Source organism: Flexivirga caeni, assembly GCF_003724155.1.
Taxonomy (GTDB): domain Bacteria; phylum Actinomycetota; class Actinomycetes; order Actinomycetales; family Dermatophilaceae; genus Flexivirga; species Flexivirga caeni.
Genome location: NZ_RJJQ01000010.1, coordinates 12,172 through 36,673, shown reverse-complemented (window position 1 = coordinate 36,673; position 24,502 = coordinate 12,172). Strand labels below are relative to the sequence as shown.

Sequence of the window (24,502 nt, the reverse complement as noted above, 5' to 3'; positions counted from 1 at the left end):
TTTCACTAGGAGATTTGACTCATGGCCCGTTACACCGGCCCGATCACCAAGAAGTCGCGTCGCCTCAAGACCGACCTCGTCGGCGGCGACAAGAACTTCGAGATGCGTCCCTTCCCGCCCGGCCAGCACGGCCGCGGTCGGGTGCAGGAGAAGGAATACCTCACCCAGTTGCAGGAGAAGCAGAAGGCTCGCTTCACCTACGGCGTGATGGAGAAGCAGTTCGTCCGCTACTACAAGGAAGCGGCCCGTCGTCAGGGCAAGACCGGTGAGAACCTGCTGGTCATCCTTGAGTCGCGGCTGGACAGCGTCGTCTACCGCGCCGGCCTGGCCCGCACCCGCCGCGCCGCCCGCCAGATGGTGACCCACGGTCACTTCGAGGTCAACGGCAAGCGCGTCGACGTCCCGTCATACCGCGTCGAGCAGTACGACATCATCACCGTCCGCGAGCAGTCCCGGGAGAAGTTCCCGGTGCAGCTGGCCCGCGAGACCTTCGGTGACCGTCAGCCGCCGGCCTGGATGCACGTCGTCCCCGGCACGCTGCAGATCCTGATCCACTCGCTGCCCACCCGTGAGCAGATCGACATCCCGCTCACCGAGCAGCTGATTGTGGAGCTCTACTCCAAGAATTAGCCCTCGTTCCTCGGGCCAATTCTTGTCGCCGATGCATATCGGCTCCGCCTCCTCGCGGCCGGCTCGTCGTGTGGGCAGGTTGGTCCGGGCCGTGACGTCGGGTATGGCGAGTGACGGCTTCTTCGCCGAGTGACGGTGGAAACTCACCGTCACTCGAGCGAATGACCGTCACTCGTCAGAACTGGCACGGCATACAACTGAATAACGGTCGGCGCATACCGAGTCGCCCACCGGATTGCACTAGGCCTCATATAGCGGTGGCCAGTGGAAAGGAAAAGAAGAAGTGCTTATCGCACAGCGCCCCCAACTCAGCGAAGAGGTCGTCTCCGACAACCGTTCGCGTTTCGTCATCGAGCCGCTGGAGCCGGGCTTCGGCTACACGCTCGGCAACTCTCTGCGCCGCACCCTGCTCTCCAGCATCCCGGGTGCCGCCGTCACCAGCCTGCGCATCGACGGTGTGCAGCACGAGTTCTCCACGATCCCCGGGGTCAAGGAGGACGTCACCGAGATCATCCTGAACGTCAAGGGCCTGGTCGTCTCCTCCGAGCACGACGAGCCGGTCGTCATGTATCTGCGCAAGCAGGGCCCGGGTGAGATCACCGCCGCCGACATTGCGCCGCCGGCCGGTGTCGAGGTGCACAACCCCGACCTGCACATCGCGACCCTGAACGACAAGGGCAAGCTCGAGATGGAGCTGACCGTCGAGCGCGGTCGCGGCTACGTCTCGGCCCAGCAGAACAAGTCGGCCGACCACGAGATTGGCCGCATCCCGGTCGACTCGATCTACTCGCCGGTCCTCGCCGTGACCTACAAGGTCGAGGCGACCCGTGTCGAGCAGCGCACCGACTTCGACAAGCTGGTCGTCGACGTCGAGACCAAGAACGCGATCGCCCCGCGCGACGCGATGGCGTCCGCCGGCAAGACCCTGGTCGAGCTCTTCGGCCTGGCCCGCGAGCTCAACGTCGAGGCCGAGGGCATCGACATGGGCCCAAGCCCGACCGACGCCGCACTGGCGGCCGACCTGGCGCTGCCGATCGAGGATCTCGACCTGACCGTCCGCTCCTACAACTGCCTCAAGCGCGAGGGCATCCACACCGTGGGCGAACTCGTCGGGCGCAGCGAAGCCGACCTGCTCGACATCCGCAACTTCGGTGCCAAGTCGATCGACGAGGTCAAGGACAAGCTGGTCGAGATGGGCCTGCAGCTCAAGGACAGCCCTCCCGGGTTCGACGCGAGCGCGATCGCCGACCGGTATGACGACGAGGACGTCGACGGCGGCTTCGCCGAGGATGAGCAGTACTGAGCAACCGCCACCACAGTTCGCTGAGTCGCGTTGCACGGCAACGTGATTCGACATACAAGGAGAAGTAATGCCTACCCCAACAAAGGGTCCCCGTCTCGGTGGCGGCCCCGCGCATGAGCGGCTGATCCTGGCCAACCTGGCGCAGGCACTGTTCGAGCACGACCGGATCACGACGACCGAGGCCAAGGCCAAGCGCCTGCGCCCGCTCGCCGAGCGCCTGATCACCTTCGCCAAGCGTGGCGACCTGCACGCGCGGCGTCGCGTGATGACGGTCATCCGTGACAAGGGCGTCGTCCACCGTCTCTTCACCGAGATCGCGCCGGACATGGCCGACCGTCAGGGCGGCTACACCCGCATCACCAAGATCGGTCCCCGCAAGGGCGACAACGCGCCGATGGCCGTGATCGAGCTCGTTCGCGAGCCGGTCAATGCCAAGCCGAAGCGCGCCGTCGTCGCCGAGGCCGAGGCCGCCACCAAGCGTGCGGTCAAGGAAGAGGCTGCGGCGCCCGAGCTGGAGGCGACGGAGGAGGGCAAGTACGGCCCCGAGTCCGCTGCACCGGTCGACGGTGGCCTCTCGCCCGACGCCGAGAAGTTCCCGGTCAAGGGCAACGAGGACTCGATGAAGTACCACGTCCCCGGTTCGCGCTGGTATGACGCGACGGTCGCCGAGGTCTGGTTCACCACCCCCGAGGCTGCCGAGGCCGCAGGCTTCGAGCCGGCCGGTGGCGAGGACGCCCAGCAGGTCGAGGACGCTGACGCCGAAGCATCCGCCGACGAGGAGAACTCCGACAAGGAGTGACCCACCTCTGCGAGTGACGGCTTCCTCGCCGAGTGACGCGCCAATTGCACCGTCATTCGGCGAGCGGACCGTCACTCGCGGGAAAGCAGCATCCGTGGCCCGGATCCGCACCAGCGGGTCCGGGCCAGTGCCATGTCTGACGGGTGAGTCCGCGATTGACGCCCCAGTTCTCCATTGACGGTCGAGCCGGCGGCTGACGGCGCAGCAGCACCGTCAACGGCCGGTTCAGCCGTCAATGGCGAAGGTCGGCTTCGAGGTATGGCGCAGCAGGCGCGCACCTTCAGCCGGCCGCAAGCCTGCTCCGCTCGAAGCTGGCGGCCAGCGGGAACAGCGCGATCACCAGGACGATGGGCACGGCATACCCGAGTCGCAGCGAGCCGGTGCCGATCGCGCCGGTGAGCACCGAGCCGATCAGCGCGCCGGCGTAGTTGAACTGGTTGAAGCGCGCGATGACGGCGTCGGTTCGGGCGCGGGCTACCTCCGGATCGAGTGCGGCGCCGCCCGACCGGGTGAGGGTCGCCGCCGCGGAGAAGGACAGCGGCGCGACGACGGCGATGCCGGCGCCGAGGACGAGGAAGCCGAGCACGCCGACCGGCCAGTTCGGCGCGAGCACCACGACGACCAGGCCCGCGACTGCCACGACCGCGCCGGAGCGCAACAGCCGGGGTGCGCCGAACCGGTCGGTGAACCGGTCGCCCGCGATCCGGGCCGCGAAGGACGCCACCAGATAGGGCAGCGTCGCAAGCGCGACAAGACCACTCGGCGCGTGCAGCGTGTGGTCGAAGTAGACCGAGCCCCACGTCGTCGACGCCGTGTCGACTGTGTAGAAGATGACGCACGCGGCACCGACCACGAGGATCGGCCGCCATGGGATGCCGTGCGCCGACTCGGGTGTCGGGACGCTGCCGGAGCCGGGCAGGAAGCGCGCGCAGCCCACGACCACCGGCAGGATCGCCAGCGCGCTCGACAGCATCGCGACCGACTCGTGCGGGAGAGCCAGGGTGAGCAGCGTGCCGACGATTCCGCCCGCGGTCCACGAGCCGTGGAATGACGGCAGCACCGTGCGCTGTACCTGGTGTTCCAGCGACACGGCCTGCATATTGGTGCTCGCGTCGACCATGCCGAGTGCCACGCCATACACCGCCAGTCCGACGACCAGAACGGGCACGTTCGGGGAGTTGCCGCTGACGAGTAGGGCGACCCCGATGGCGAAGAGCCCGGCGCGCAGCACGATCGCGCTGCCGCGGCGTGGGGCGACCTTCTCCGCCAGGAGCGAGCCGGCGCCGGCCAGCAGGACGATCATCAGCATGATGAGTGTCAGGCCCAATTGGGACAGACCCCAATGGTCTTCGAGCTTCGGCAGTCGTGTCGTCAGGGACAGGAACACGCAGCCTTGCGCGAAGTAGCCGGCTGTGATCCCGGCCCGGGGCGAGTAGCTCACGTGGGGCATCTTGGCACGGTGCGGGACCGGCGCGGGGCCGAATTGGACGATTGACCATGTATGCCGGCAGCTAGGCTGGCCGGATGCGGTTGCGGATCGACTTTGGGTATGACGGCACCGATTTCTCCGGCTGGGCCGCGCAACCGGGGCGCCGCACCGTCGAGCAGAGCCTCGCCGAGGCACTGGGCACGATCCTGCGCTGCGATCCGCCGAAGCTGACGGTCGCGGGGCGCACTGACGCCGGGGTCCACGCGCGCGGCGCCGTCTGTCACGTCGACGTCGACGAGCAGTTGTATGCCGCCCTGCCGGGTCGCTCCACACGCTCGCCCGACGAGGCCGCGGTCACCCGGCTGGGCGGGGTGCTCCCGCCCGATGTGGTGGTGCACCGGGTGTCCGTTGCTCCCACCGGATTCGACGCCCGCTTCTCGGCGGTCTCCCGCCGCTACAGCTACCGCATCGTCGACGACCCGGCTGCGGCGGACCCCACACGCCGGCGGGACACGGTCGCCATCCGGGGGCCGCTCGATGTGTCCGCAATGGCTGATGCGTCACGAAAACTCTTGGGACTGAAGGATTTTGCGGCGTTCTGCAAGAAACGTGAGGGCGCGACCACGGTCCGCGCCCTGCTCGACTACGACTGGCACCGCGACGCCGGCGGTGTGCTGGTCGGCACCGTCGTCGCCGACGCCTTCTGCCACTCGATGGTGCGCTCGCTGGTCGGCGCCGTCGTGCCGGTTGGGCTGGGCCGGCGGCCGGTCGACTGGCCGCTGGAGGTCCTGACCGCCGGGCGCCGCGACCCGGGCGTGACGGTGATGCCGCCGCACGGTCTGTGCCTGGAGGAGGTCAGCTACCCGCCGGACGACGAGCTCGCGACACGCGCCGACGCGTCGCGCGCGGTGCGCGAACTCCCTTGAGCAAGGAGTGCGTGGCCGTGCGATGCTGCCGGGATGACGAATCACGGTGCGGAGCCCTTGCCGCCACGCGGCGCAACCATCCGTCGCGACACCGGCCGCGTCATACCCTTACGCCGCGCTGACGGGCGCTGTCTGCTGCTGCACGGCTGGGACCCGGACCACACCGATGAGCCGTTCTGGTTCACGATCGGTGGCGCCGTCGAGCCGGGGGAGGATCTGCGAGCGGCTGCGGTGCGTGAACTCGCGGAGGAGGTTGGTCTGGTTGCGTCGCCCGCTGACCTGCGGGGACCATTGACAACCAACGAGATTCGCTTCGATTGGGCCGGTCGGCATATCGTCCAGCAGCAGACGTTCTTCGCGCTCGACGTCGATGACTTCGTCGTGTCGTTCGACGGTCAGGACGGCCTGGAGGCCGGCACGATCGACGAGCACGGTTGGTTCACGTATGACGAGCTGGCCGCGGACGGCGCGACGTTTCCCGAGGTGCTGGAGGCGGTGTGGCTGGCGACCGCGACAAGGCGCCCCGGAGCGTGAATCGCACCGGCTGCCCCGGCGCGCACTGGGCAAGCCGGTCCAGGTCGGGCAGGTCGACGACGCCGATCACCGGGTAGCCGCCGGTGGTCGGGTGATCGGCGAGGAAGACGATCAGTTCGCCGCTCGGTGGCGCCTGCACGGCGCCGAGCGGCAGGGCCTCGCTCGCTCCGGTGCCGGGTGCCGGGTCGACGTCGAAACCATTGATGCGTATGCCGATCCGGTCGCTCGCCGAGTCGATATGGCCCACGTTGGTCACCAGGCGGCGGCGCGCGTCGGCGTCGATCGAGCCGGCCCGCGGGCCGGGGGTGAGCGTCAGCGTCAGGTCGCCGACTGGCCGGGTTGCGGGCGGCACCGCGACGGCCAACGGTGCTCCAGCAGTCTGCCGCCCGACCGGAAGTCTTATGCCCGCCTGCACCGGCGGCGGGCCGATGCCGCTGGAGGTGTCGGTGCTCCACGAGCCGGCGAATGCTCCGGCCGGAGCCAGGCCGCCGCGCACCGCCAGGTAGGAACGCAGCCCGTGCTCGGCCCGGCCGACGCGCAGCACCGACCTGGCCGGGACGGGCACGGGCGTGCCGAACTCGGCAGCCACGTCGTCGATGGAGACCGGGCACCACGCACCCGTGACGGCGACCAGCACGTCGCCGTCAGCGCGGAAGGTGACCTCACCCAGCAGCATCTCCAGGCCAGGCGCGTCGATCTCGTTGCCCACTAACAGGTTTGCCTGCCGGAGAGACCGGCGGTCGAGCGCGCCGGAGAGGGTCACGCCTTCACCGGCATGCCCCGGACGGCCCAGATCTTCGACCAGGCACTGCGGCCCGGTCGCCAGGATCTCGACCTCGGTCATCGGCCGGCCCGGAACTGCACGCTGTCGGTCGCGCGCAGCAGTGCGCCAGCGCCGGAGGGGTCGAAGAGCACCGTGTCGGTGTGGCCGATGAGCTGCCAGCCGCCGGGCGACGTGCCGGGGTAGATGCCGCAGTAGCTTCCGGCGAGACCGACTGACCCGGCCGGTATGACGCTGCGCGGCGACTCGCGCCGGGCGACTCGCTCGGCGTGATCGGGCCGGGTGAGATAGCCGAAACCCGGCATGAAACCGAGGAATTCGACCATCCAGGGTGTCGCCGTGTGCCAGTCGATGAACGCGTCGACGGACCCGCCGAACAGCTCGGCGACCTCGGCGAGATCAGGCCCGTGATACTGCACGTCGATCGTGACCGGCGTGCCGCCGCGCACCTCCTCGGGCGGCAGCGCGGCCAGATCGAGCGCGTCGACCATGCGCCGCGCGTCGGCGAGTAACGCCCTCGCCGCGTCGTCGGGCACCGCCGGGTCGGAGATGTCGAGCAGGATCGTCGACTCTGCGGGCACGACGTCGACACCGGGCACCGTGTGGTCCTGCAACGTCCGCGTCACCGCCCGGCGGGTGCGTGCGTCGGGCAGTTCGACGAGCATCGCGCGCCGGCCGTAGGGCAGCACCCGAAGGTCAGGCTCCATCGGCGAACGACCTGATTTCGACGCCCGCCGCGGCCAGTGCCGCGCGGACTGCGCTGGCCATGGCAACGGCACCAGGTGAGTCCCCATGCACACAGACGGATTCGGGCGCCACGTCGATGACCGTCCCGTCGATCGCGACGACCTGGTGGTCGCGCGCCATACGCACCGCGCGCTGCGCGATCGTCGCGGCGTCGTCCAACACGGCACCCGGCTCGGTGCGCGGCACCAGTGTGCCGGCCGGCGAATAGGCGCGATCGGCGAATCCTTCTGGTATGACGCGCAGTCCGGCCGCACTTGCCGCTGCGAGCAGCGCGGAGCCCGACAGCCCGAGCACCGGCAGTTCACGGCCGGTGGCGACGACGGCGGCAACGATCGCGGCGGCTTGTTCTTCGTGGTGCACGACGGCGTTGTAGAGCGCACCGTGCGGCTTCACGTAGCTCACCCGGCTACCGGTGCTGCGCGCGATCTGGTCGAGCGCGCCGATCTGGTAGAGCACATCGGCATACAGGTCATCGGGTGTGACGTCGATGAAGCGGCGGCCGAAGCCGGCCAGGTCGCGATAGGAGACCTGCGCGCCGATCCGCACCCCCTGCGCTGCTGCGGCCGCACACGTCCGCACCAGCGTCGCTGGATCGCCGGCGTGGAAACCGCACGCGACGTTGGCCGAGGAGACCAGTGGCAGCAGCGCCTCGTCGTCGCCGAGGCGCCACCGGCCGAAGGATTCGCCGAGGTCGGCGTTCAGGTCGACGCGCACGACCTCAGCGTAGAACCGAAGCCTACGGGCCGGCTCAGAACGGGCTCCCCGGCGGCGGACCGCCGCCCCGGTTGTGGATCTGGTTCATCGCCGTCGCCTGCTGCTCCGAGGGGTGATCACGAGGATCGTTTCGCAGCCCGGGGATCGCGCCCATCCCGTGCCTGCGGTAGGCGGTCAGGGCGATCAGGCCGCCACAGAAGACGGCCACCACGATCAAGAAGTAGATCCAGAACATTGTTCCTCCTGCGACGGTTGGTAGTCAGTAGACCACCTGACAGCGGCATCCGGTTGTCATTGGCTGGATCGAAACCAAGATGACGCCGGACCGGTCGGTGCGTGATGCTTGACGGTCGTGGGCCATATCGACGTGAACAGCGTGCACTATTTCCTCCCCGACGGGCGTCCGCTGCTTGGTGGCGTCAGCCTGCGGGTGGGGGAGGGCGCGAAGGTCGCGCTGGTCGGGCCGAACGGCACGGGCAAGACGACGCTGCTGCGGATCATCTCCGGCGAGTTGGATGCGCATGAGGGCGCGATCACCCGATCCGGCGGTCTGGCGGTGATGCCGCAGTTCATCGGGCGCGGCCGCGCCGAAGGCGACGAGTTCACCGTCCGCGACCTGCTGCTCACGGTCGCACCGGAGCCGATCCGCCGGGCGGCGAAGACGGTGGACGACTCCGAGCTGGCGATCATGGAGCGCGACGACGAACCCGCCCAGCTCGCCTACGCTCAGGCGCTCGCGGACTGGGCGGAGATCGGCGGCTATGAGTGGGAGACGTTGTGGGATGTCTGCACGGTCGCGGCCATCGGCATTCCGTATGAACGGGCTCAGTTCCGTGACGTGTCAACGCTTTCCGGTGGCGAGCAAAAGCGCATCGTGCTGGAGGCGCTGCTGCGCGGCCCCGAGGAGGTGCTGCTGCTCGACGAGCCGGACAACTCACTCGACGTGCCGACGAAACGGTGGCTGGAGGAGCAGATCGTCGCCTCGGCCAAGACGGTGTTGTTCATTAGCCACGACCGCGAGATGCTGGCGAATGTCGCGACCCGCATCGCGACCCTGGAGCCGGCGGCGGCCGGAGCCAACGCCTGGGTGCATCCGGGCAGTTTCACGACCTACCACCAGGCGCGCATCGACCGCATCAACAAGCTGGAGGAGCAGCGCCGGCGCTGGGACGAGGAGCACGCGAAGCTCAAGCAACTGGTGCAGATGTACAAGATCAAGGCGGCATTCAACTCCGACATGGCCGCTCGCTACCGCGCTGCGCAGACCCGGCTGGCGCGCTTCGAGGACGCCGGGCCGCCCGAGGTGGTGCCGTTCGAGCAACACGTCAGCATGCGCCTCGCCGGCGGTCGCACCGCCAAGCGGGCCGTCGTCTGCGACGGACTCGAACTGACCGGGCTGATGCAGCCGTTCGACCTCGAGGTCTGGTATGGCGAGCGCGTCGCGGTGCTGGGCTCCAACGGGTCGGGCAAGTCGCACTTCCTGCGACTGCTCGCACGCGGCGGTTCCGACCCGGACATCGAGCACCGGCCGGTCGGGGACAACCCGCCGAGACCGGTGGCGCACCAAGGGATTGCGCGCCTCGGCTCCCGAGTGCGGCCGGGCTGGTTCGCCCAGTCCGCGCAGGCGGGCAGCACCGGCGCGTGGGACAAGCGGACCCTGCTGGAGATCCTGCACCGGGGCGACGAGCACCGCGACGGGATGGCGCGGGAGCAGGCTTCCCGCGCACTGGACCGCTACGAGCTGGCCCGCTCCGCCGAGCAGACCTTCGGCTCGCTGTCAGGCGGGCAGCAGGCGCGCTTCCAGATTCTCCTGCTGGAACTGTCCGGCGCGACGTTGCTGCTCCTGGACGAGCCGACCGACAACCTCGACCTGCACTCGGCCGAGGCGCTGGAAGCCGGGCTCGACGCGTTCGACGGCACCGTAGTCGCGGTGACCCACGACCGTTGGTTCGCAAGGGGATTCGACCGTTTCCTGGTCTTCGGATCTGACGGCAAGGTACGCGAGGCGCCGGAGCCGGTGTGGGACGAGGAGCGCGTGGATCGCGCGCGGTGACGACGTCATACCGTGGAAGGCACGCACCACCGCCGACAAGGAGAAGAGCATGCCCATCGAACACGTGCCGGCCGGCTCCGGCGACGGAGAGTTCATCCGCACCCCGAGCGGCGCGCTGGTGCCCGCGGTGATCGACCCGTTCCACCGCGCGCTGCACCACGTCGCGCCGTCCGGGTTGGTGGGCGACACCGGCCAGACGACGGGCATGCGGCGGCTGGAGGCGATCAGCGGCAAGACGGTGGGCGCGAAGAGTCTCTGGATGGGTCAGACCCATGTGCCCGCGTCCACCGCGTCCGCGAACCATCACCATGGTGCGTCGGAGACGGCCATCTACGTCGTGTCCGGGCATCCACGCTTCGTCTTCCTGGATGTCGAGGGCGGTGAACCGCGCGAGCAGGTGGTCGAAACCGGTCCTGGCGACTACGTGTTCGTCCCGCCATACGTGCCGCATCGCGAGGAGAACCCGGATCCGGACGTCGAGGCCGTTGTGGTGATCGCCCGCACCACCCAGGAAGCGATTGTCGTCAACCTGGACGACCTGGACTGGTCACAGGTGACGATCACCGGCTGACGTAGCAGAACTCAGCGGGATGAAAGCCCATCGAAGGCAGCCGGTTCAGGATCTGCCTGCCGAACGGTTTGGGACACATTCGTCGGGGGCGGCACTTCCAGCTCAGGACATTTTCGTCCCGCACTCGGCGCAGAACTTCGCGCCGGGGGGGCCAGCTCACTGTTGCACGACGAGCACTGGGTGTGTGCCGCGACGGGGGCGCCGCACTCCATGCAGAACTTGGCGCCGGGTGTCGTGCGCGCACCGCACGACGGGCAGCCGTGCCGGTTGTCGGCGGTGACGTCGACTCCGGTCAGCAGGTCCGTGGATTCCAGCTTGGTGCGGATCTGCTCCCGCTGGGCGTCGTGCTGCAGCCGGCTCAACTCGTCATCGAGGAGCGGCGCGCAGTTCACGCACTGGCCGAGGCGGTCATTCCAGCACCGGCCCGCTCCTAGCTCGCCGGGCAGGATATCCCTACTCGGTGGAAGGGGTTGCGGGACTGCCCATGCTCAGCGGGCCGGCGGCGGATCGATCGGCAACAAGGCGGTGTATGCCGCAACCCGTCGCGCGCCGGGAGTCCCAGCACCCGCGCGGCGGTAGCGCTCCAGCACCTCGGCGAGCTCGGCGGCGAGCGCGGTCAGTTGCTCGGGCGTGACCAGCACCGGGTGGTCGGTGAGACCGCAGTCGGCCCGCCAGCTGCCGGGCCAGTCGGCGGACGCGTCGACCCAGGCATTGGCACGTTCGGCAAAGTGCTCGACGTAGTCGTGCTGCAGCCACTGCGCAGCCGCCAGGTCGTCCTCGTCGAGCAGCTCCGGCTCCTCGGCTCGGTCCTGCTGGGCGGCGGCCGCCCAGACCCGGCGCTTGCCGACGCCCGTGCCGGTGCCCTCGATCAAGCCGGCCTCGGCCAGCCGGCGCAGGTGGTAGCTGGTGGCGCCGGTGTGCGTGCCGAGCGCAGCGGCCAGCTGGGTAGCGGTCGCGCTGCCGTGCACCCGCAGCTGGGCCAGCAGCCGGGAGCGCATCGGGTGGGCGAGTGCGCGCAGCCGGTCGGACGCGGCGGAGCGGGGGGCGGGTGCTGGCGGCATACGTGCACAATACTTGTGCACACTTCGGCTGTAAAGACGTGCAACTAGCCCGCCCAACCGCTGAAAAGCGTTGCGGGGCAGGGTTATCCGCACGATTTGGGCCGTATGGTGCAGCCCCGTAGACTTGATAACCGTTGTGCTTCGCGTGCAACCACCGACTCGTTGGGCGGCCCGCCGGTCGCCTTCAGTTCACGAACGACAAGAAAAGGCAGACTCGTGCGTACCTTCACGCCCAAGCCGGCGCAGGTCCAGCAGGACCGCGTGTGGCACGTCATCGACGCGACCGACGTCGTCCTCGGCCGCCTGGCTTCCCAGGCCGCCATCCTGCTGCGCGGCAAGCACAAGCCGACCTTCGCGCCGCACGTCGACACCGGTGACTTCGTCATCATCGTCAACGCCGACAAGGTCGCGCTGACCGGCGCCAAGCTGGAGAAGAAGAAGGCCTACCGCCACTCCGGTTTCCCGGGCGGGCTGAAGGTCACGTCATACACCGACCTGATGGCCAAGGACCCGGCCAAGGCCGTGGAGAAGGCGATCCGCGGGATGCTCCCGCACAACTCGCTCGCGCGCCAGCAGCTGACCAAGCTGAAGGTCTACGCCGGCCCGGAGCACCCGCACGCGGCGCAGCAGCCGCAGCCGTTCGAGATCACCCAGGTCGCGCAGTAAGCGCCCGCCGGACTTCCAAGGAGAAAGCAAAGATGACCGACCAGACTCAGGTCGACGTCCTGGAGGACGACGAGCCGCAGCTGACCAGCTACACCTCCGAGTCGAGCACCGCGCCGACCGGTGAGCCCGCCGCCCGTCCGAGCGCTTCGGCGCCCGGCGCCGGCACCGGCCGCCGCAAGCAGGCCATCGCCCGCGTGCGCATCGTGCCCGGCACCGGTGAGTGGAAGATCAACGGCCGCACGCTGGAGGAGTACTTCCCCAACAAGGTGCACCAGCAGATCGTCAATGAGCCGCTGAAGGTGCTCGAGCTCGACGGCGCGTATGACGTCCTCGTCCGCGTCCACGGTGGTGGACCCTCCGGCCAGGCCGGCGCCGTCCGCCTCGGCGTCGCCCGCTCGCTGAACGGTGTGGACCCCGAACTCAACCGCCCCGCGCTGAAGAAGGCGGGTTTCCTGACCCGCGACGCGCGCGTCCCCGAGCGCAAGAAGGCCGGTCTGAAGAAGGCCCGCAAGGCTCCGCAGTACTCGAAGCGCTGAGTCGCACCCGCAGCACACAGAACGGCCCCGAGCGCACGGTTCGCTCGGGGCCGTTCTGCGTATGCCGGGGCCGGGAAGTTTCCCGGAGGCGCGACGGTCGCGCTTTCGGGACGCGAAACCGGGGTGGGGCGTCCCGGAGTCGCGACGGTCGGGCTTTCGGGACGCGAAACCGGGGTGGGGCGTCCCGGAGTCGCGACGGTCGCGAGTTGGGGACGGCTGCGGCGGCTGGATTGGCGGTGACTGTCCCGAGTGGGCAGTTACTGGTGGAATCCGCCCGCGTGTACTTGGTAGTAAGTGCCCACTCGGGCGTCACGACGCTGCGGGACCAGCAGCCTGCGGGCGAGAATCCGGGCGCGGCGTACATTTCCGGCAACGGTCGCCGTTTCGGGACGCAATGTCACGTCGAACCTGTGCCTAACCGGCGACGGTCGCGTTTTCGGGACGCGAATGCGGCGGAAAGCTGTCCCGGAGTCGCGACCGTCGAGCCTTTGGGACGCGAATGCGGCGGAAAGCTGTCCCGGGGTCGCGACCGTCGAGCCTTTGGGACGCGAATGCGGCGGAAAGCTGTCCCGGGGTCGCGACCGTCGAGCCTTTGGGACGCGAATGCCGCCGAAAGCTGTCCCGTGGTCGCGACCGTCGAGCTTTTGGGACGCGAAAGCCCCGGCAGACGCGAAGCTCCGACATACCCGCACCGCTGACCTATCCTGAACGGTGTACCGGGGACGTGCGGCCGGCGCGCGATTCACGGCCGCCGCCCACTGTCGCTTACCCTGCTTTGGGCCGTTCCACGGCTGCCGGCGCGCACTCGCGTTCGGTCTGACGAGAGTTTGAGGTGATCCATGGCGCGCTTGTTCGGCACCGATGGTGTGCGCGGGCTGGCCAATCGGGACATCACGGCCGAGCTCGCGCTCGATCTGTCCGTCGCCGCGGCGCGGGTGCTGGCCGAGGAGGGCGAGTTTGCCGGGCATCGGCCCACCGCCGTCGTCGGGCGGGACCCGCGGGCGTCCGGGGAGTTCCTGGCCGCGGCGACGATTGCCGGCCTCGCGTCCGCAGGCGTGGACGTCTGGGACGCCGGGGTGCTGCCGACGCCGGCCATCGCGTTCCTCACGGCGGCGTCCGGTGCCGACCTCGGGGCGATGCTGTCCGCGTCCCACAACCCCATGCCCGACAACGGGATCAAGTTCTTCTCGCGCGGGGGACACAAGCTGCCCGACACGACCGAGGACGCCATCGAGCAGCACTTGCGCGGCGATTGGGAGCGCCCCACGGGCGCCGACGTCGGCCGGGTCAAGCAGTATGACGAAGGTGCCGAACGCTATATCGAGCACCTGCTCGGCGCGCTGCCGCACCGGCTGGACGGGCTGCACGTCGTGCTCGACACCGCCGACGGCGCGGCGAGTGGCATCGCCCCGCGCGCGTTCGAGCGTGCGGGAGCGAAAGTCACGCTGATCGGGGCGGAGCCCAACGGCCTGAACATCAACGACGGCGTCGGCTCGACCCACTTGGAGGGCCTCTGCGCGCTGGTGCCGCAGGTCGGTGCCGACTTCGGGCTGGCCTTCGACGGCGACGCCGACCGGTGCCTCGCGGTCGACGCCGCCGGCACACCGGTCGACGGCGACCAGATCATGGCGATCCTGGCGATCGACCTGCACCAGCGCGACGAGCTCGCTGCGGACACGCTCGTTGCGACGGTCATGAGCAACGAGGGCCTGCTGCAGGCGATGGCCCGCGAGGGGATCACCGTGCTGCGCACCGACGTGGGCGATCGCTACGTCCTGGAGGAGATGCGCCGGGGCGGCTACTCCCTGGGCGGCGAGCAGTCGGGCCACGTCATCATGCTGGAGCACGGGACGACCGGTGACGGGGTGCTGACCGGCTTGCTGCTCGCCGCTCGCGTCGCGAGAACCCGCCAGCCGCTCGCCGCACTCGCCGGCTGTATGACGCGCCTGCCGCAATTCCTGCTCAACGTTCCCGGCGTCGACAAGGACGCCGTGGACGGCCACCCCGTGGTCCAGTCCGCGGTGGCGGACGCCGAACGCGATCTCGCCGGGGCCGGACGAGTGCTGTTGCGCAAGTCCGGCACCGAGCCCGTGGTGCGCGTCATGGTCGAGGCCCCGTCCGCGGAGCGGGCCGAGCAGGTGGCGCAGCAGCTCGCGGCCGTCGTGGCCAGCGAGCTGGCACTCGCGCCGGCGTAGACTTCAGGCTGCCGCGGTGGCGGTGGCGGCCTTGACCAGCGCACCAACCGTGCTGCGCAGGGCGCTGTTCACCGGCTCGTGGCTGGCGAGGTCGACACCGTCCAGCTCGCCGAGCGCGAAGGTGGCGCTTGCATCCGCGAGCGGTTGCGCGCCGGCGATCGTCACGGCCAGGTGGGTGTGGTCGACGACCGTCGAGGTGTTGTGCGCTGCCGACGAGACCGCGATTGGCTTGCCACTCAGCGACGACTGGCCGTAAGGCCGCGACGCCCAGTCGATGGCGTTCTTCAGCACAGCGGACAGCGTGCCGTTGTTGGCCGGCGAGAGCAGCAGCACGGCGTCGGCGCCGGCGAGCTCGTCGCGCAGGCGCTGCACGGGCTCCGGAGCGATCTCGGTGTCGAGGTCCTCGTTGTAGAAGGGCAGTGCGGCCAGGTAGTCCACGATGGCGACCTGCGTGTCTGCGGGGGCGACGTGCGCGGCGACGTCAGCGAGCCGGCGGTGGATCGAGGCGGCGCGGGGGCTGCCGACCAGGATGGCGAGCTTGGTGGTCATGTCGGGTGCCTTTCACGATGTTGGTTACGACGATATAAACGGACCGTAGTCCGTTTTCCTTCCGGATGGCAAGCCCGGAACGGGGTAGGGAGGAGAATGTGGCCATGACCACACGCCGTGCACTGCCGCTCGCGGGCCCGCCGGTTCGGGTGCGTCGCGATGCGGTGGCCAATGCGGACCGCATCCTGTGCGCGGCACGCTGCGTCGTGGATGCTGACGGCGCCGACGCGCTGACCATGGACCGGCTCGCTGCCGAGGCGGGAGTCGGCAAGGGCACCGTCTTCCGGGCGTTCGGCAGCCGCGCGGGCGTGTTCGCGGCGTTGACCGACGACTTCGAACGGAATTTCCAGGCGGCATACCTCTCCGGCCCGCCGCCCCTGGGGCCTGGTGCCGAACCCCTCGACCGCTTGCTGGCGTATGGCGCAGGCCGGATCCAGCTGAATGGCATGCATGCCGCCCTGCTGCGTGCGGGCGCCCGGGCGCCGGACGGAAAATTCGAGGTGCCCGCGCGCAAGGTCTCCGCGATGCACGTGCGAATGCTGTTGCGGCAGTGCGGTGTCGAGGCAGACCTCGAGGTGCTGACCGAGGCTCTGCTGGCTCCGCTGGACGCCGACCTCGTGCACTACCTCACCTCCGAGCGGGGCCTGACACAGGACGATCTCGTCTCCGGCTGGAAAGCTCTGGTGCAGTCGGTCGCGGGCTGATCTCGGGTCGAGCGAAGTGAGGTCGTACTGTGAAGATCCCGCGACCGAGAAAGGCACCACGATGACCGACACAATCACCGACGCGCTCTACACCTCCGAGGCAACCTCAACAGGCGGACGCGAAGGCACCGTCAAGAGCGCCGACGGTGTCATCGACCTGGCGCTCGGCAAGCCGGGCAGCCAGGCCAATCCGAAGGCGAACCCGGAGACCCTCTTCGCCGCCGGCTATTCCGCCTGCTTCGGCGGTGCGCTCGCTGTAGTTGCCGGCAAGCAGGACGTCGATGTCAGCGAGTCGACCGTCACCGCCGACGTGACTCTCGGCACCAACGACGGCGGCTTCTTGCTCGCCGTGAAGCTCACCGCCAAGATCCCCGGCGTCGACGCGGCCAAGGCGCAGGAACTCGCCGACGCCGCGCATCAGGTCTGCCCTTACTCCAAGGCGACCCGCGGCAACATCGAGGTCACCGTCGTCGGCGAATCCGCCTGACCCATCAGTCGGTTCGCGCCACCACCTGATCCCCGACCCGGATCTCACCCTCGGTGTCGGGGATCAGGTGATGGCAGAACCATGTCTTGCCGTCCCACTTGCGATGCCGGCTGAGGGTGCGGATCGGCTCCTTGTTCTTGCGTGTCAGGTCGCTGGCGTCGACCAGCATCATCGCGCACCGGTCGACCGGTTTGGCTGCCCGGAACCCCACGTCCCCGATCTGCACCGACTGCCAGGCGTCCTCGGCGAACGCCACCTCACCGTCGATGACGATATTCGGCCGGAAGCGGTCGACCTGCACCGGCTCGCCACCACCCTCGACGATCCATGCGTTCAACTGATTCAGCGAGGCCAGCGACGCGACCGTGACCGGGTAGCCGTCCTGGAACGCCGCGTGATCGGCCGGCTGGGAGAAGTCCGGATTGAGTTGCCGGTCAGCCGGATTCGCACACCACACCAGCCGCAGTCCGCTCTGGCCAGTCACCTCCTCCAGCCAGGCCGCCGCATCTGGCGCCATCTCGCGGACCGCCAGTGGTGGTCGGCCGAACATGGTGGCTGGAACGTCGTCGCCGCTCGCGGCCACTTGGTATGGCGGCAAGCCCTCCGCCGTCAGCAGCACCGACCCGCCGGGTTCCTGCGGTACTGCTCGGATCGTGAAAAGCCGGGGCAGTTCACGCGCCGACACCATGGCGCCGTCGCTGTCGACCACCATCCATTCCCGGTCGCCCCGCAGCCCGGCCCTGCCGACATACGCATTCGAAACCCGCGTGATGGCAGTACTTTTCACCGGATGAATGCGAAGCGAGACGACCTGCATGTCACTCGGCCGGATCAGTGCCGGTGGTGAACGTCGAGGTGATCACCGAGGCCAGGCCGTCGCTGAGCGTGTAGGTCGCGCCCACGATGCCCAGCTCGCCGCGTTCGACGGCGTCGTGCACGATGCGCGAACGTTCGAGCAGCAGATCCGCCGTCGCGCGCACGTGCCGTGAGCCGACCTCGGCCGGCGTGCACGCGCCCGCAGCCTGGGCCGCGGCGACGCTCGGCAGCACCTCGACCACGATGTCCCGCACGTAACCCGGTGGCATCTTTCCGGATTCGGCGGCGTCGATCGCCGCAGCCACGGCGCCGCACGACTGGTGGCCGAGGATCACGATTAGCGGCACATCGAGCACGGCGACACCGAATTCGATCGAGCCCAGCACGGCGTCGTCGACGATATGGCCGGCCGTGCGCACCACGAAGATGTCGCCCAGACCCTGGTCGAAGATGATCTCGGACGCGACCCGGCTGTCGCCGCAGCCGAAGAGCACCGCGGTCGGGCGCTGGCCCGACTCCAGCAGGTGGCGTCGTTGCAGATCCTGATTGGGGTGCAGAGCGTCTCCGGAGACGAAACGTGCGTTGCCCTGGACCAGTTGGTCCCACGCCTGCTGCGGCGTGATGCCCACGGCCATCACAGGCCTGGCCGGGTGCTGATCGTGAAGGCGGTCGGCTTCGCGGTGGCGGCGAAGAAGTCGTCGCCTTTGTCGTCGACGACGATGAACGCCGGGAAGTCCTCGACCTCGATCTTCCAGATCGCCTCCATGCCGAGCTCCGGATATTCAAGAACCTCAACGTGTTTGATGCAGTCCTTGGCAAGTCGGGCGGCGGGCCCGCCGATCGAGCCCAGGTAGAAGCCGCCGTGCGCCCGGCAGGCGTCGGTCACCTGCTTGCTGCGATTTCCCTTTGCCAGCATCACCATCGAGCCGCCGGCGGCCTGGAATTGCTCGACGTAGGAGTCCATCCGGCCGGCAGTTGTCGGGCCGAACGATCCGGACGCATAGCCTTCGGGCGTCTTCGCCGGTCCGGCGTAGTAGACCGCGTGATCCTTCAGATACTGCGGCATGTCCTCGCCGGTGTCGAGGCGCTCCTTGATCTTCGCGTGCGCGATGTCGCGAGCGACAACCAGCGGACCGGTAAGCGAAAGTCGAGTCTTGACAGGGTGTTTGGTGAGTTCGGCGCGGATCTCGTCCATCGGCCGATTGAGGTCGATCTCGACCACGTCACCCGATTCGGCCAGGTCCGCGTGCGTCGTGTCGGGCAAGAAGCGCGCCGGGTCGGTCTCCAGTTGCTCGATGAAGACGCCGTCGGCGGTGATCTTGCCGAGGCACTGGCGGTCGGCCGAGCAGCTGACCGCGATCGCCACCGGCAGCGACGCACCGTGCCGGGGGAGTCGCACGACGCGCACGTCGTGGCAGAAGTATTTTCCGCCGAACTGCGCGCCGATGCCGAAGCCGCGGGTCAGCTCCAGGACCCGCTCCTCCAGCTCGATGTCGCGGAAGCCATGTGCGGTTGCGGCGTCGCCGGAAGTGGGGAGCTCGTCAAGGTACTTCGCGCTCGCGTATTTAGCTGTCTTCAAAGCAAATTCGGCACTCGTGCCGCCGATCACGATCGCGAGATGGTATGGCGGGCAGGCGGCGGTCCCGAGAGAGCGCAGTTTCTCGTCGAGGAAGCGCAGCATCGAGTCGGGATTCAGGATCGCCTTCGTCTCCTGGTAGAGGAAGGACTTGTTGGCCGAGCCGCCACCCTTGGCCATGAAGAGGAACTTGTAGGCATTCTCGTGCCCGGGAGCGGTGTCGGCATACAACTCGATCTGCGCGGGTAGGTTGGAGCCGGTGTTCTTCTCCTCCCAAGTCGTGATCGGAGCCATCTGCGAATAGCGCAGGTTGAGGCGTGTGTAGGCGTCATACACACCGCGGGCGATGGACTCCTCATCCGGAGCTCCACCGTCGACCAGGACCTGGGATCCCTTCTTGCCCATGACTATTGCCGTGCCGGTGTCCTGGCACATCGGCAACACTCCGGCGGCGGCGATGCCGGCGTTCTTCAGCAGGTCGAGTGCGACGAACTTGTCGTTGTTGCTTGCCTGTTCGTCGTCGAGGATCTTGCGCAGGAACGCCAGGTGCGCAGGTCGCAGGTAGTGCGCGATGTCGTGCATGGCCGTCTCGGTGAGCAACCGCAGCGCGTCCGGGTCGACTTCGAGGAAGGTGCGCCCGCCCGGGCCTTCGACAGTGCGCACGCCGTCGCCGGTGAGCTTGCGGTAGGTGGTGAGATCCGCGCCGATCGGCAGCAGGTCCTCATAGGCGAATTCGGCCATGGTGCTCGGCAATCTCCTTGTTCCGGGGTGTCTGAAGCGACGTCTCAGCGTAGTCCCGGAGGCCCGGCCGGCGCGGGGGTGGCGGTGCGGCGCCGAGTGTTTCGGCATGGCAACGTTCTGGATTCTCTGCCCGCAATGCGAGACAAGCAGCGCGATCTGGTGTAGACACCAAAGACGTGTAACTGCCCGACCCCTGACGGAGCGATACATATGAAACGTCTCAGGCCACCTCGTCGTGGCATAGCAATCTCCGCCGTGATGGTGATGGCGGCAACCGGACTCGCCGCGTGTGGTAGCAGCAGTGGCAGCAGTTCCGGGCCGGCTCACCTCACCTGGTACATCAACCCGGACGTCGGAAACGCCGACCCCAGCAAGGGCGGCCAGGCCACACTTGCCAAGGAGTGCTCGGACGCCTCCGGCGGGAAGTACAAGATCAAGGTGCAGCTGCTGCCGAACTCGGCCAGCGACCAGCGGATCCAGTTGCTCCGGCGCCTCGCCGGCGGCGACAAGACCATGGACCTGATGAGCGTCGACCCGGCGTTCGTCAGCGAGTTCGCCGCGGCCGGCTACTTCGCGCCGATGCCGCAGAACATGGTGAAGGAATTCACTGCGGACCGCGTCCAGTCGTCGATCGACGCCTCGACGTATGACGGCAAGCTGATGTCGGTGCCGTTCTGGTCCAACACCCAGTTGCTCTGGTACAAGAAGTCGGTCGCCCAGAAGGCCGGGCTGGACATGAGCAAGCCGGTCACCTGGGACCAGCTCATCGCGGCCGCGCAGAAGACCAAGATGCAGATCGGCGTGCAGGCCGCGCTCTACGAGGGCTACTCGGTCTGGATCAACGCGCTGATCGCCGGCGCGGGCGGGGAGATCGTCAAGAACCCGAACGCCACCTACGACAAGATCCAGCTCGGGCTCGACTCGGCCGCCGGCCGGGACGCCGCACGGATCATCAAGAAGGTCGCGTCGACCGGCGTCGGCGGCCCCGCGATGGGATCGTCGGAGGAGACGCAGTCGCTGAACCTCTTCATGAGCCCGCAGGGCGGGTTCCTGGTCAACTGGCCCTACACCTACGGCGCCTATACGGCCAAGGACAAGTCCGACGTGGCGGCCACGATGTACCCCGAGACCGTTGCCGGCAAGGCGGCGCGTCCGCCATACGGCGGCATCCAGCTCGCCGTCGGCAAGGACAGTCGGCACCCGGCGCTCGCCTACCAGGCGGCGGCGTGCATCACCAGCGTCAAGCACCAGGCGGACTACATGGCGGCGTCCGGCAACCCCGCCAGCAGCAAGGCCGCGTACGACACTGCCGAGGTCAAGAAGGCGTTCCCGAACGGCATCGCCGACCTGATCCGCAAGTCGCTGGACGTGGCCGCAGCCCGGCCGCTGACGCCATACTGGGGTGACATCTCGACGGCCTTGCAGCAGCGGTTCAGCCCGCCGAACTCCGTCAACCAGAATACTCCGAAGTCGACCCAGTCCTTCATTCTGAGGGTCCTGAACGGGAAGGCGCTGCTATGACCGCCGTTGCGGAAACGAACAAGGGAAAGCTCACCGCGGAAGAAAAGGCGCACCTGTCCGACCGGGCAAAGGGTGAGCGCAACCTTGGCTGGCGGCTCGCCGGCCCGGCGTTCGTCATCATGCTGCTGGTCACGCTCTACCCGATCTGCTACGCGGTCTACCTGTCGCTGTTCAACTACCGGCTGACCGACCCGGCGGGCCGCAAACTCGTCTGGCTGCAGAACTACATCACCGCGTTGTCCGACCCACTCTTCTGGCAGGCGTTCACCACGACGTTGATCATCGTCGTGGTGACCCTGGTCTTCGAGCTGGTCATCGGTATGGCGATCGCCATGGTGATGAACCGGGTGGTCTGGCCCCGCAAGACATTGCGCACCATCGTGCTGATCCCCTACGCGATCGTCACTGTGGTGTCCGGTTTCTCGTGGTTGTATGCCGCCCAGATCAGCACCGGTTTCTTCAACCGCTGGCTGCACTTCTTCACCTTCGGCGGGTTCAGCGAGAACTACAACTGGTTCGGCGGCAGGTGGTCCTCCCTGACCATCATCTGCCTGTCGGAGATCTGGAAGACGACGCCGTTCATGTCGCTGCTGCTGCTCGCCGGGCTGGCTCAGGTCGACTCGGCGCAGGAGGAGGCAGCCAAGGTCGACGGCGCCACGTGGTGGCAGCGCTTCACCAAGGTGATCCTGCCCAACATGAAGGCCGCGCTGATGGTGGCGCTGTTGTTCCGGACCCTGGATGCCGTTCGTATCTATGACAATCCGTATGTCATGACCGGCGGCGCGAACAAGACGGAGACGTTATCGATGCTCGTCGGCACCGAGACGGTCAGCCGGGTCGAGATCGGCATGGGTTCCGCGCTGGCGGTGATCCTCTTCGTGATCGTGCTGATCATCGCGTTCATCTTCGTCAAACTCTTCAAGGTCGATCTCACGACGAGCGGAAGGAGCTGACCCATGGAAACCACAATGAGCACCAAGGCGAAGAACGGTCTCGGCGTCGTCTCGATCGTCATCATGATCTGGACGCTGATCCCGCTGCTGTGGATCATCGCCACGTCGCTGAAGAGCACGGCCGCGCTCGCCGATCCGAGCCAGAACCTCTTCGGCAACTTCTGGCCGAAGCACATCAGCTGGGACAACTACAAGCTGATCTTCTCCGGCGGGGCGTCCGACCTCTTCCTCCCGGCGTTGTGGCACTCGATCGTCGTCTGTGTCGTCTCGACCTTCATCAGCGTGGTGCTGGCGACGTTCTGCGCCTACGCGATCTCGCGGCTGAACTTCCCGGGCAAGAAGCTGATTCTCACGACCTCGCTCGCGGTGTCGTTCTTCCCGGTCATCGCCATGGTGACGCCGCTGTTCAACCTATGGCGGCAGATCGGCCTCTTCGACACCATCCCCGGCCTGATCATCCCCTACCTCGCGCTGACGCTGCCACTGTCCATCTGGATCTTGTCGGCGTTCTTCCAGCAGATCCCGTGGGAGATGGAGCAGGCGGCACAGGTGGACGGTGCCACCAGCTGGCAGGCCTTCATCAAGGTGATCGCGCCGCTCGCGGCACCGGGTGTGTTCACCACGGCGATCATCGCGTTCTTCACGGCGTGGAACGACTTCGTCTTCAGCTCGAACCTCACCGCGCAGAGCGCGCAGACGGTGCCGGCGGCGCTGAACTTCTTCACCGGCGCCAGCCAGTTCGTCCAGCCGACGGGTGCTATCTGTGCCGCAGCCGTCGTCGTCACCATCCCCGTCGTGATCCTCGTCCTGGTCTTCCAGAAGCGGATCGTCGCCGGCCTGACGTCCGGCGCGGTCAAGGGATGACGGGCTGACGCCCCTCGCCATACGACTTGGTCATTAGGAGAAAACAATGTCGAGCATCGAGCTCAAGCACATAGTCAAGAAGTACGGCGACGGCTTCCCGGCCGTCAACGACGTCAACCTGGACATCAAGGATGGCGAGTTCGTCATCCTGGTCGGCCCGTCGGGCTGCGGCAAGTCGACCTTGCTGCGAATGATCGTCGGGCTGGAGGACATCACCTCCGGTGAGCTGGACATCGACGGCAAGCGGGTCAATGACCTGGCGCCGCGCGATCGCAACCTGGCGATGGTGTTCCAGAACTACGCGCTCTATCCGCACCTGACGGTTTACGAGAACATCGCCTTCCCGCTGCGGCTGCAGAAGGGCAAGCACAGCGACGCCGAGATCGATCAGAAGGTCCGTCAGGCGTCCGACATGCTGGAGCTGGACGAGCACCTGCAGCGCAAGCCGGGCAATTTGTCCGGTGGCCAGCGGCAGCGGGTGGCGATGGGGCGTGCGATCGTCCGCGAGGCGGACGCGTTCCTCTTCGACGAGCCGTTGTCCAACCTGGACGCGAAGCTGCGCGGTCAGATGCGCACCGAGATTGCGCGCATGCAGCGCCGCCTGGGCATCACGACGATCTACGTCACCCACGACCAGACCGAGGCGATGACGCTCGGTGACCGGGTCTGCGTGCTGAAACGTGGTGTGCTGCAACAGGTTGCCTCCCCGCGGGAGCTCTACGAACAGCCGGTCAACTTGTTCGTCGCCGGCTTCATCGGCTCGCCGCCGATGAACTTCCTTCCGGCGCGGGTGGACGGCAACAGGCTCAAGCTGCCCTTTGTCGACGTGCCCGTCGATGGCGAGCTCGCCGAGAAGGTGAAGGGCAAGGACGTCGTCATCGTCGGGTTGCGCCCGGAGCATCTCAAGGACTCCACCGTCGAGACGGCACCGGAGCACTCGGTGAAGTTCAACGCGGTCGTCGACCAGACCGAGTGGCTGGGCAACGAGCAGTACGCCTACATCCCCTACGAGGCGGATGGCGCGGTGCGCAAGCAACTCGAGGACCTCGACCGTGATCTCGACGGAGAGGGCCTGCGCACCCAGATGATCGTCAACCTCGACCCGCGCTCGCGCGTCATCGAGGGAGACGAGGCGCGCCTTGCGTTCGACCCGGCCGCGATGCACGTCTTCGACCCGCACACCGGCGCCAACCTCACGCGCGATGACGACAAGGCTGCGCAGATCGCCGCCGAGTCGGAAAAGCTGCGCAAGGCTGCCCTGGCACGGGCGCACAAGCGGGAGGTTGAGCAGGCGGAGAAGTCCGCCTGACCGGTCCGGGCGGCGGGTCGTGTCTAGGGTTTCACTC

General features: G+C 67.9%; 28 protein-coding genes. 17 read left to right on the top strand and 11 right to left on the bottom strand.

Annotation, left to right across the window (positions count from 1 at the left end; translation table 11 throughout):
- The first annotated feature begins 21 nt into the window (after positions 1 to 21).
- The 3 genes from rpsD to rplQ all read left to right on the top strand — a co-directional run bounded on the left by rpsD (position 22) and on the right by rplQ (position 2,732).
- On the top strand, positions 22 to 630 hold the full coding sequence (rpsD, locus tag EFY87_RS10275) for a 30S ribosomal protein S4 (protein WP_123271402.1): 609 nt from the start codon (positions 22 to 24) through the stop codon (positions 628 to 630).
- Between the two features lie 283 nt (positions 631 to 913).
- A complete protein-coding gene (locus tag EFY87_RS10270; RefSeq protein ID WP_123271401.1) occupies positions 914 to 1,933 on the top strand; it encodes a DNA-directed RNA polymerase subunit alpha in 1,020 nt (339 codons plus the stop codon).
- A gap of 67 nt (positions 1,934 to 2,000) precedes the next feature.
- Positions 2,001 to 2,732 (top strand): 50S ribosomal protein L17, sunset domain variant, encoded by a 732-nt coding sequence (rplQ, locus tag EFY87_RS10265; protein ID WP_123271400.1) that lies wholly within the window; start codon positions 2,001 to 2,003, stop codon positions 2,730 to 2,732.
- A gap of 280 nt (positions 2,733 to 3,012) precedes the next feature.
- Here rplQ and EFY87_RS10260 read toward each other — a convergent pair whose 3' ends face one another.
- Entirely contained in the window at positions 3,013 to 4,173 is a 1,161-nt protein-coding gene (locus tag EFY87_RS10260; RefSeq protein WP_245988579.1) for an MFS transporter, read from the bottom strand.
- 83 nt (positions 4,174 to 4,256) lie between these two features.
- On the opposite strand from EFY87_RS10260, the gene EFY87_RS10255 reads away from it, so the two are divergent.
- A complete protein-coding gene (locus EFY87_RS10255; RefSeq protein ID WP_123271398.1) occupies positions 4,257 to 5,087 on the top strand; it encodes a tRNA pseudouridine synthase A in 831 nt (276 codons plus the stop codon).
- A gap of 33 nt (positions 5,088 to 5,120) precedes the next feature.
- Positions 5,121 to 5,621, top strand: coding sequence for an NUDIX hydrolase (locus EFY87_RS10250; protein ID WP_123271397.1), 501 nt, complete (start codon positions 5,121 to 5,123; stop codon positions 5,619 to 5,621).
- Here EFY87_RS10250 and EFY87_RS10245 read toward each other — a convergent pair.
- From EFY87_RS10245 to EFY87_RS10230, 4 genes are read right to left on the bottom strand one after another with little or no spacing between them, the layout of a single operon-like run.
- Complete coding sequence (locus tag EFY87_RS10245; protein WP_123271396.1) at positions 5,527 to 6,465, bottom strand: 5-oxoprolinase subunit C family protein; 939 nt, start codon at positions 6,463 to 6,465, stop codon at positions 5,527 to 5,529. The two genes, EFY87_RS10250 and EFY87_RS10245, sit on opposite strands and share 95 nt — an antisense overlap.
- A complete protein-coding gene (locus EFY87_RS10240; RefSeq protein ID WP_158607582.1) occupies positions 6,462 to 7,109 on the bottom strand; it encodes a 5-oxoprolinase subunit B family protein in 648 nt (215 codons plus the stop codon). The genes EFY87_RS10245 and EFY87_RS10240 overlap by 4 nt, the downstream gene beginning before the upstream one ends.
- Complete coding sequence (locus EFY87_RS10235; protein ID WP_123271394.1) at positions 7,099 to 7,863, bottom strand: LamB/YcsF family protein; 765 nt, start codon at positions 7,861 to 7,863, stop codon at positions 7,099 to 7,101. Before EFY87_RS10235 ends, EFY87_RS10240 begins: the two co-directional genes overlap by 11 nt.
- Positions 7,864 to 7,897: 34 nt before the next feature.
- Positions 7,898 to 8,098, bottom strand: coding sequence for a hypothetical protein (locus EFY87_RS10230; RefSeq protein ID WP_123271393.1), 201 nt, complete (start codon positions 8,096 to 8,098; stop codon positions 7,898 to 7,900).
- Between the two features lie 117 nt (positions 8,099 to 8,215).
- Between EFY87_RS10230 and EFY87_RS10225 the strand changes: the two genes are divergently transcribed.
- Both EFY87_RS10225 and EFY87_RS10220 read left to right on the top strand, forming a co-directional pair.
- On the top strand, positions 8,216 to 9,916 hold the full coding sequence (locus EFY87_RS10225) for an ABC-F family ATP-binding cassette domain-containing protein (RefSeq protein ID WP_123271392.1): 1,701 nt from the start codon (positions 8,216 to 8,218) through the stop codon (positions 9,914 to 9,916).
- A 49-nt stretch (positions 9,917 to 9,965) separates the two neighbouring features.
- Positions 9,966 to 10,487, top strand: coding sequence for a cupin domain-containing protein (locus tag EFY87_RS10220; protein ID WP_123271391.1), 522 nt, complete (start codon positions 9,966 to 9,968; stop codon positions 10,485 to 10,487).
- Positions 10,488 to 10,498: 11 nt separating this feature from the next.
- Here the strand turns inward: EFY87_RS10220 and EFY87_RS21340 are convergent, their stop codons facing one another.
- Positions 10,499 to 10,783 carry a double zinc ribbon domain-containing protein gene (locus tag EFY87_RS21340; protein WP_425459360.1) on the bottom strand — a complete coding sequence of 95 codons (285 nt, stop codon included), beginning with the start codon at positions 10,781 to 10,783 and terminating at the stop codon, positions 10,499 to 10,501.
- Here EFY87_RS21340 and EFY87_RS20910 point away from each other — a divergent pair.
- Positions 10,748 to 10,921, top strand: coding sequence for a hypothetical protein (locus EFY87_RS20910; protein ID WP_245988578.1), 174 nt, complete (start codon positions 10,748 to 10,750; stop codon positions 10,919 to 10,921). The genes EFY87_RS21340 and EFY87_RS20910 overlap by 36 nt on opposite strands.
- A 54-nt stretch (positions 10,922 to 10,975) precedes the next feature.
- Here the strand turns inward: EFY87_RS20910 and EFY87_RS10210 are convergent, their stop codons facing one another.
- Complete coding sequence (locus EFY87_RS10210; protein ID WP_123271389.1) at positions 10,976 to 11,548, bottom strand: winged helix-turn-helix domain-containing protein; 573 nt, start codon at positions 11,546 to 11,548, stop codon at positions 10,976 to 10,978.
- A gap of 216 nt (positions 11,549 to 11,764) precedes the next feature.
- Here EFY87_RS10210 and rplM point away from each other — a divergent pair, with 216 nt between their 5' ends.
- From rplM to glmM, 3 genes are all read left to right on the top strand, one after another.
- Positions 11,765 to 12,214, top strand: coding sequence for a 50S ribosomal protein L13 (rplM, locus tag EFY87_RS10205; protein ID WP_123271388.1), 450 nt, complete (start codon positions 11,765 to 11,767; stop codon positions 12,212 to 12,214).
- A gap of 32 nt (positions 12,215 to 12,246) precedes the next feature.
- On the top strand, positions 12,247 to 12,750 hold the full coding sequence (gene rpsI / locus EFY87_RS10200; protein ID WP_123271387.1) for a 30S ribosomal protein S9: 504 nt from the start codon (positions 12,247 to 12,249) through the stop codon (positions 12,748 to 12,750).
- 839 nt (positions 12,751 to 13,589) lie between these two features.
- Positions 13,590 to 14,945: a phosphoglucosamine mutase gene (glmM, locus tag EFY87_RS10195; RefSeq protein ID WP_123271386.1), complete on the top strand. Its 1,356-nt coding sequence runs from the start codon at positions 13,590 to 13,592 to the stop codon at positions 14,943 to 14,945.
- 3 nt (positions 14,946 to 14,948) lie between these two features.
- On the opposite strand, the gene EFY87_RS10190 is transcribed toward glmM, so the two are convergent.
- Entirely contained in the window at positions 14,949 to 15,494 is a 546-nt protein-coding gene (locus EFY87_RS10190; RefSeq protein ID WP_123271385.1) for an NADPH-dependent FMN reductase, read from the bottom strand.
- A 104-nt stretch (positions 15,495 to 15,598) separates the two neighbouring features.
- On the opposite strand from EFY87_RS10190, the gene EFY87_RS10185 reads away from it, so the two are divergent.
- Entirely contained in the window at positions 15,599 to 16,198 is a 600-nt protein-coding gene (locus EFY87_RS10185; protein WP_158607580.1) for a TetR/AcrR family transcriptional regulator, read from the top strand.
- Between the two features lie 61 nt (positions 16,199 to 16,259).
- Positions 16,260 to 16,685 carry an organic hydroperoxide resistance protein gene (locus tag EFY87_RS10180; protein ID WP_123271383.1) on the top strand — a complete coding sequence of 142 codons (426 nt, stop codon included), beginning with the start codon at positions 16,260 to 16,262 and terminating at the stop codon, positions 16,683 to 16,685.
- A gap of 4 nt (positions 16,686 to 16,689) precedes the next feature.
- Here EFY87_RS10180 and EFY87_RS10175 read toward each other — a convergent pair whose 3' ends face one another.
- Genes EFY87_RS10175 through EFY87_RS10165 form a run of 3 tightly spaced genes read right to left on the bottom strand, consistent with a single transcriptional unit; the run spans position 16,690 to position 19,818 of the window.
- Entirely contained in the window at positions 16,690 to 17,502 is an 813-nt protein-coding gene (locus tag EFY87_RS10175) for an MOSC domain-containing protein (RefSeq protein WP_123271382.1), read from the bottom strand.
- A 1-nt stretch (position 17,503) separates the two neighbouring features.
- Complete coding sequence (locus tag EFY87_RS10170) at positions 17,504 to 18,136, bottom strand: carbonic anhydrase (protein WP_123271381.1); 633 nt, start codon at positions 18,134 to 18,136, stop codon at positions 17,504 to 17,506.
- Positions 18,136 to 19,818, bottom strand: a complete 1,683-nt coding sequence (locus tag EFY87_RS10165; protein ID WP_123271380.1) for a fumarate hydratase — start codon at positions 19,816 to 19,818, stop codon at positions 18,136 to 18,138. The genes EFY87_RS10170 and EFY87_RS10165 overlap by 1 nt, the downstream gene beginning before the upstream one ends.
- A 210-nt stretch (positions 19,819 to 20,028) precedes the next feature.
- Here EFY87_RS10165 and EFY87_RS10160 point away from each other — a divergent pair, with 210 nt between their 5' ends.
- Genes EFY87_RS10160 through EFY87_RS10145 form a run of 4 tightly spaced genes read left to right on the top strand, consistent with a single transcriptional unit; the run spans position 20,029 to position 24,465 of the window.
- The gene (locus EFY87_RS10160) at positions 20,029 to 21,339 is read left to right on the top strand and encodes an extracellular solute-binding protein (protein ID WP_123271379.1); all 1,311 of its coding nucleotides are present in this window, start codon (positions 20,029 to 20,031) and stop codon (positions 21,337 to 21,339) included.
- Positions 21,336 to 22,292 (top strand): carbohydrate ABC transporter permease, encoded by a 957-nt coding sequence (locus EFY87_RS10155; RefSeq protein ID WP_123271378.1) that lies wholly within the window; start codon positions 21,336 to 21,338, stop codon positions 22,290 to 22,292. Before EFY87_RS10160 ends, EFY87_RS10155 begins: the two co-directional genes overlap by 4 nt.
- A 3-nt stretch (positions 22,293 to 22,295) precedes the next feature.
- On the top strand, positions 22,296 to 23,156 hold the full coding sequence (locus tag EFY87_RS10150; RefSeq protein WP_281276189.1) for a carbohydrate ABC transporter permease: 861 nt from the start codon (positions 22,296 to 22,298) through the stop codon (positions 23,154 to 23,156).
- Positions 23,157 to 23,202: 46 nt separating this feature from the next.
- Complete coding sequence (locus EFY87_RS10145) at positions 23,203 to 24,465, top strand: ABC transporter ATP-binding protein (protein ID WP_123271376.1); 1,263 nt, start codon at positions 23,203 to 23,205, stop codon at positions 24,463 to 24,465.
- The last annotated feature ends 37 nt before the right edge of the window (positions 24,466 to 24,502 follow it).

What these genes read in the sequence shown, in the direction of transcription:
- rpsD (WP_123271402.1), top strand. Translation starts at nt 22, where the DNA reads ATGGCCCGTTACACCGGCCCGATCACCAAGAAGTCGCGTCGCCTCAAG.
- rplQ (WP_123271400.1), top strand. Translation starts at nt 2,001, where the DNA reads ATGCCTACCCCAACAAAGGGTCCCCGTCTCGGTGGCGGCCCCGCGCAT.
- EFY87_RS10255 (WP_123271398.1), top strand. Translation starts at nt 4,257, where the DNA reads ATGCGGTTGCGGATCGACTTTGGGTATGACGGCACCGATTTCTCCGGC.
- EFY87_RS10250 (WP_123271397.1), top strand. Translation starts at nt 5,121, where the DNA reads ATGACGAATCACGGTGCGGAGCCCTTGCCGCCACGCGGCGCAACCATC.
- EFY87_RS10245 (WP_123271396.1), bottom strand. Translation starts at nt 6,465, where the DNA reads ATGACCGAGGTCGAGATCCTGGCGACCGGGCCGCAGTGCCTGGTCGAA.
- EFY87_RS10240 (WP_158607582.1), bottom strand. Translation starts at nt 7,109, where the DNA reads ATGGAGCCTGACCTTCGGGTGCTGCCCTACGGCCGGCGCGCGATGCTC.
- EFY87_RS10230 (WP_123271393.1), bottom strand. Translation starts at nt 8,098, where the DNA reads ATGTTCTGGATCTACTTCTTGATCGTGGTGGCCGTCTTCTGTGGCGGC.
- EFY87_RS10220 (WP_123271391.1), top strand. Translation starts at nt 9,966, where the DNA reads ATGCCCATCGAACACGTGCCGGCCGGCTCCGGCGACGGAGAGTTCATC.
- EFY87_RS10210 (WP_123271389.1), bottom strand. Translation starts at nt 11,548, where the DNA reads ATGCCGCCAGCACCCGCCCCCCGCTCCGCCGCGTCCGACCGGCTGCGC.
- rpsI (WP_123271387.1), top strand. Translation starts at nt 12,247, where the DNA reads ATGACCGACCAGACTCAGGTCGACGTCCTGGAGGACGACGAGCCGCAG.
- glmM (WP_123271386.1), top strand. Translation starts at nt 13,590, where the DNA reads ATGGCGCGCTTGTTCGGCACCGATGGTGTGCGCGGGCTGGCCAATCGG.
- EFY87_RS10190 (WP_123271385.1), bottom strand. Translation starts at nt 15,494, where the DNA reads ATGACCACCAAGCTCGCCATCCTGGTCGGCAGCCCCCGCGCCGCCTCG.
- EFY87_RS10185 (WP_158607580.1), top strand. Translation starts at nt 15,599, where the DNA reads ATGACCACACGCCGTGCACTGCCGCTCGCGGGCCCGCCGGTTCGGGTG.
- EFY87_RS10180 (WP_123271383.1), top strand. Translation starts at nt 16,260, where the DNA reads ATGACCGACACAATCACCGACGCGCTCTACACCTCCGAGGCAACCTCA.
- EFY87_RS10175 (WP_123271382.1), bottom strand. Translation starts at nt 17,502, where the DNA reads ATGCAGGTCGTCTCGCTTCGCATTCATCCGGTGAAAAGTACTGCCATC.
- EFY87_RS10170 (WP_123271381.1), bottom strand. Translation starts at nt 18,136, where the DNA reads ATGGCCGTGGGCATCACGCCGCAGCAGGCGTGGGACCAACTGGTCCAG.
- EFY87_RS10165 (WP_123271380.1), bottom strand. Translation starts at nt 19,818, where the DNA reads ATGGCCGAATTCGCCTATGAGGACCTGCTGCCGATCGGCGCGGATCTC.
- EFY87_RS10160 (WP_123271379.1), top strand. Translation starts at nt 20,029, where the DNA reads ATGAAACGTCTCAGGCCACCTCGTCGTGGCATAGCAATCTCCGCCGTG.
- EFY87_RS10155 (WP_123271378.1), top strand. Translation starts at nt 21,336, where the DNA reads ATGACCGCCGTTGCGGAAACGAACAAGGGAAAGCTCACCGCGGAAGAA.
- EFY87_RS10150 (WP_281276189.1), top strand. Translation starts at nt 22,296, where the DNA reads ATGGAAACCACAATGAGCACCAAGGCGAAGAACGGTCTCGGCGTCGTC.
- EFY87_RS10145 (WP_123271376.1), top strand. Translation starts at nt 23,203, where the DNA reads ATGTCGAGCATCGAGCTCAAGCACATAGTCAAGAAGTACGGCGACGGC.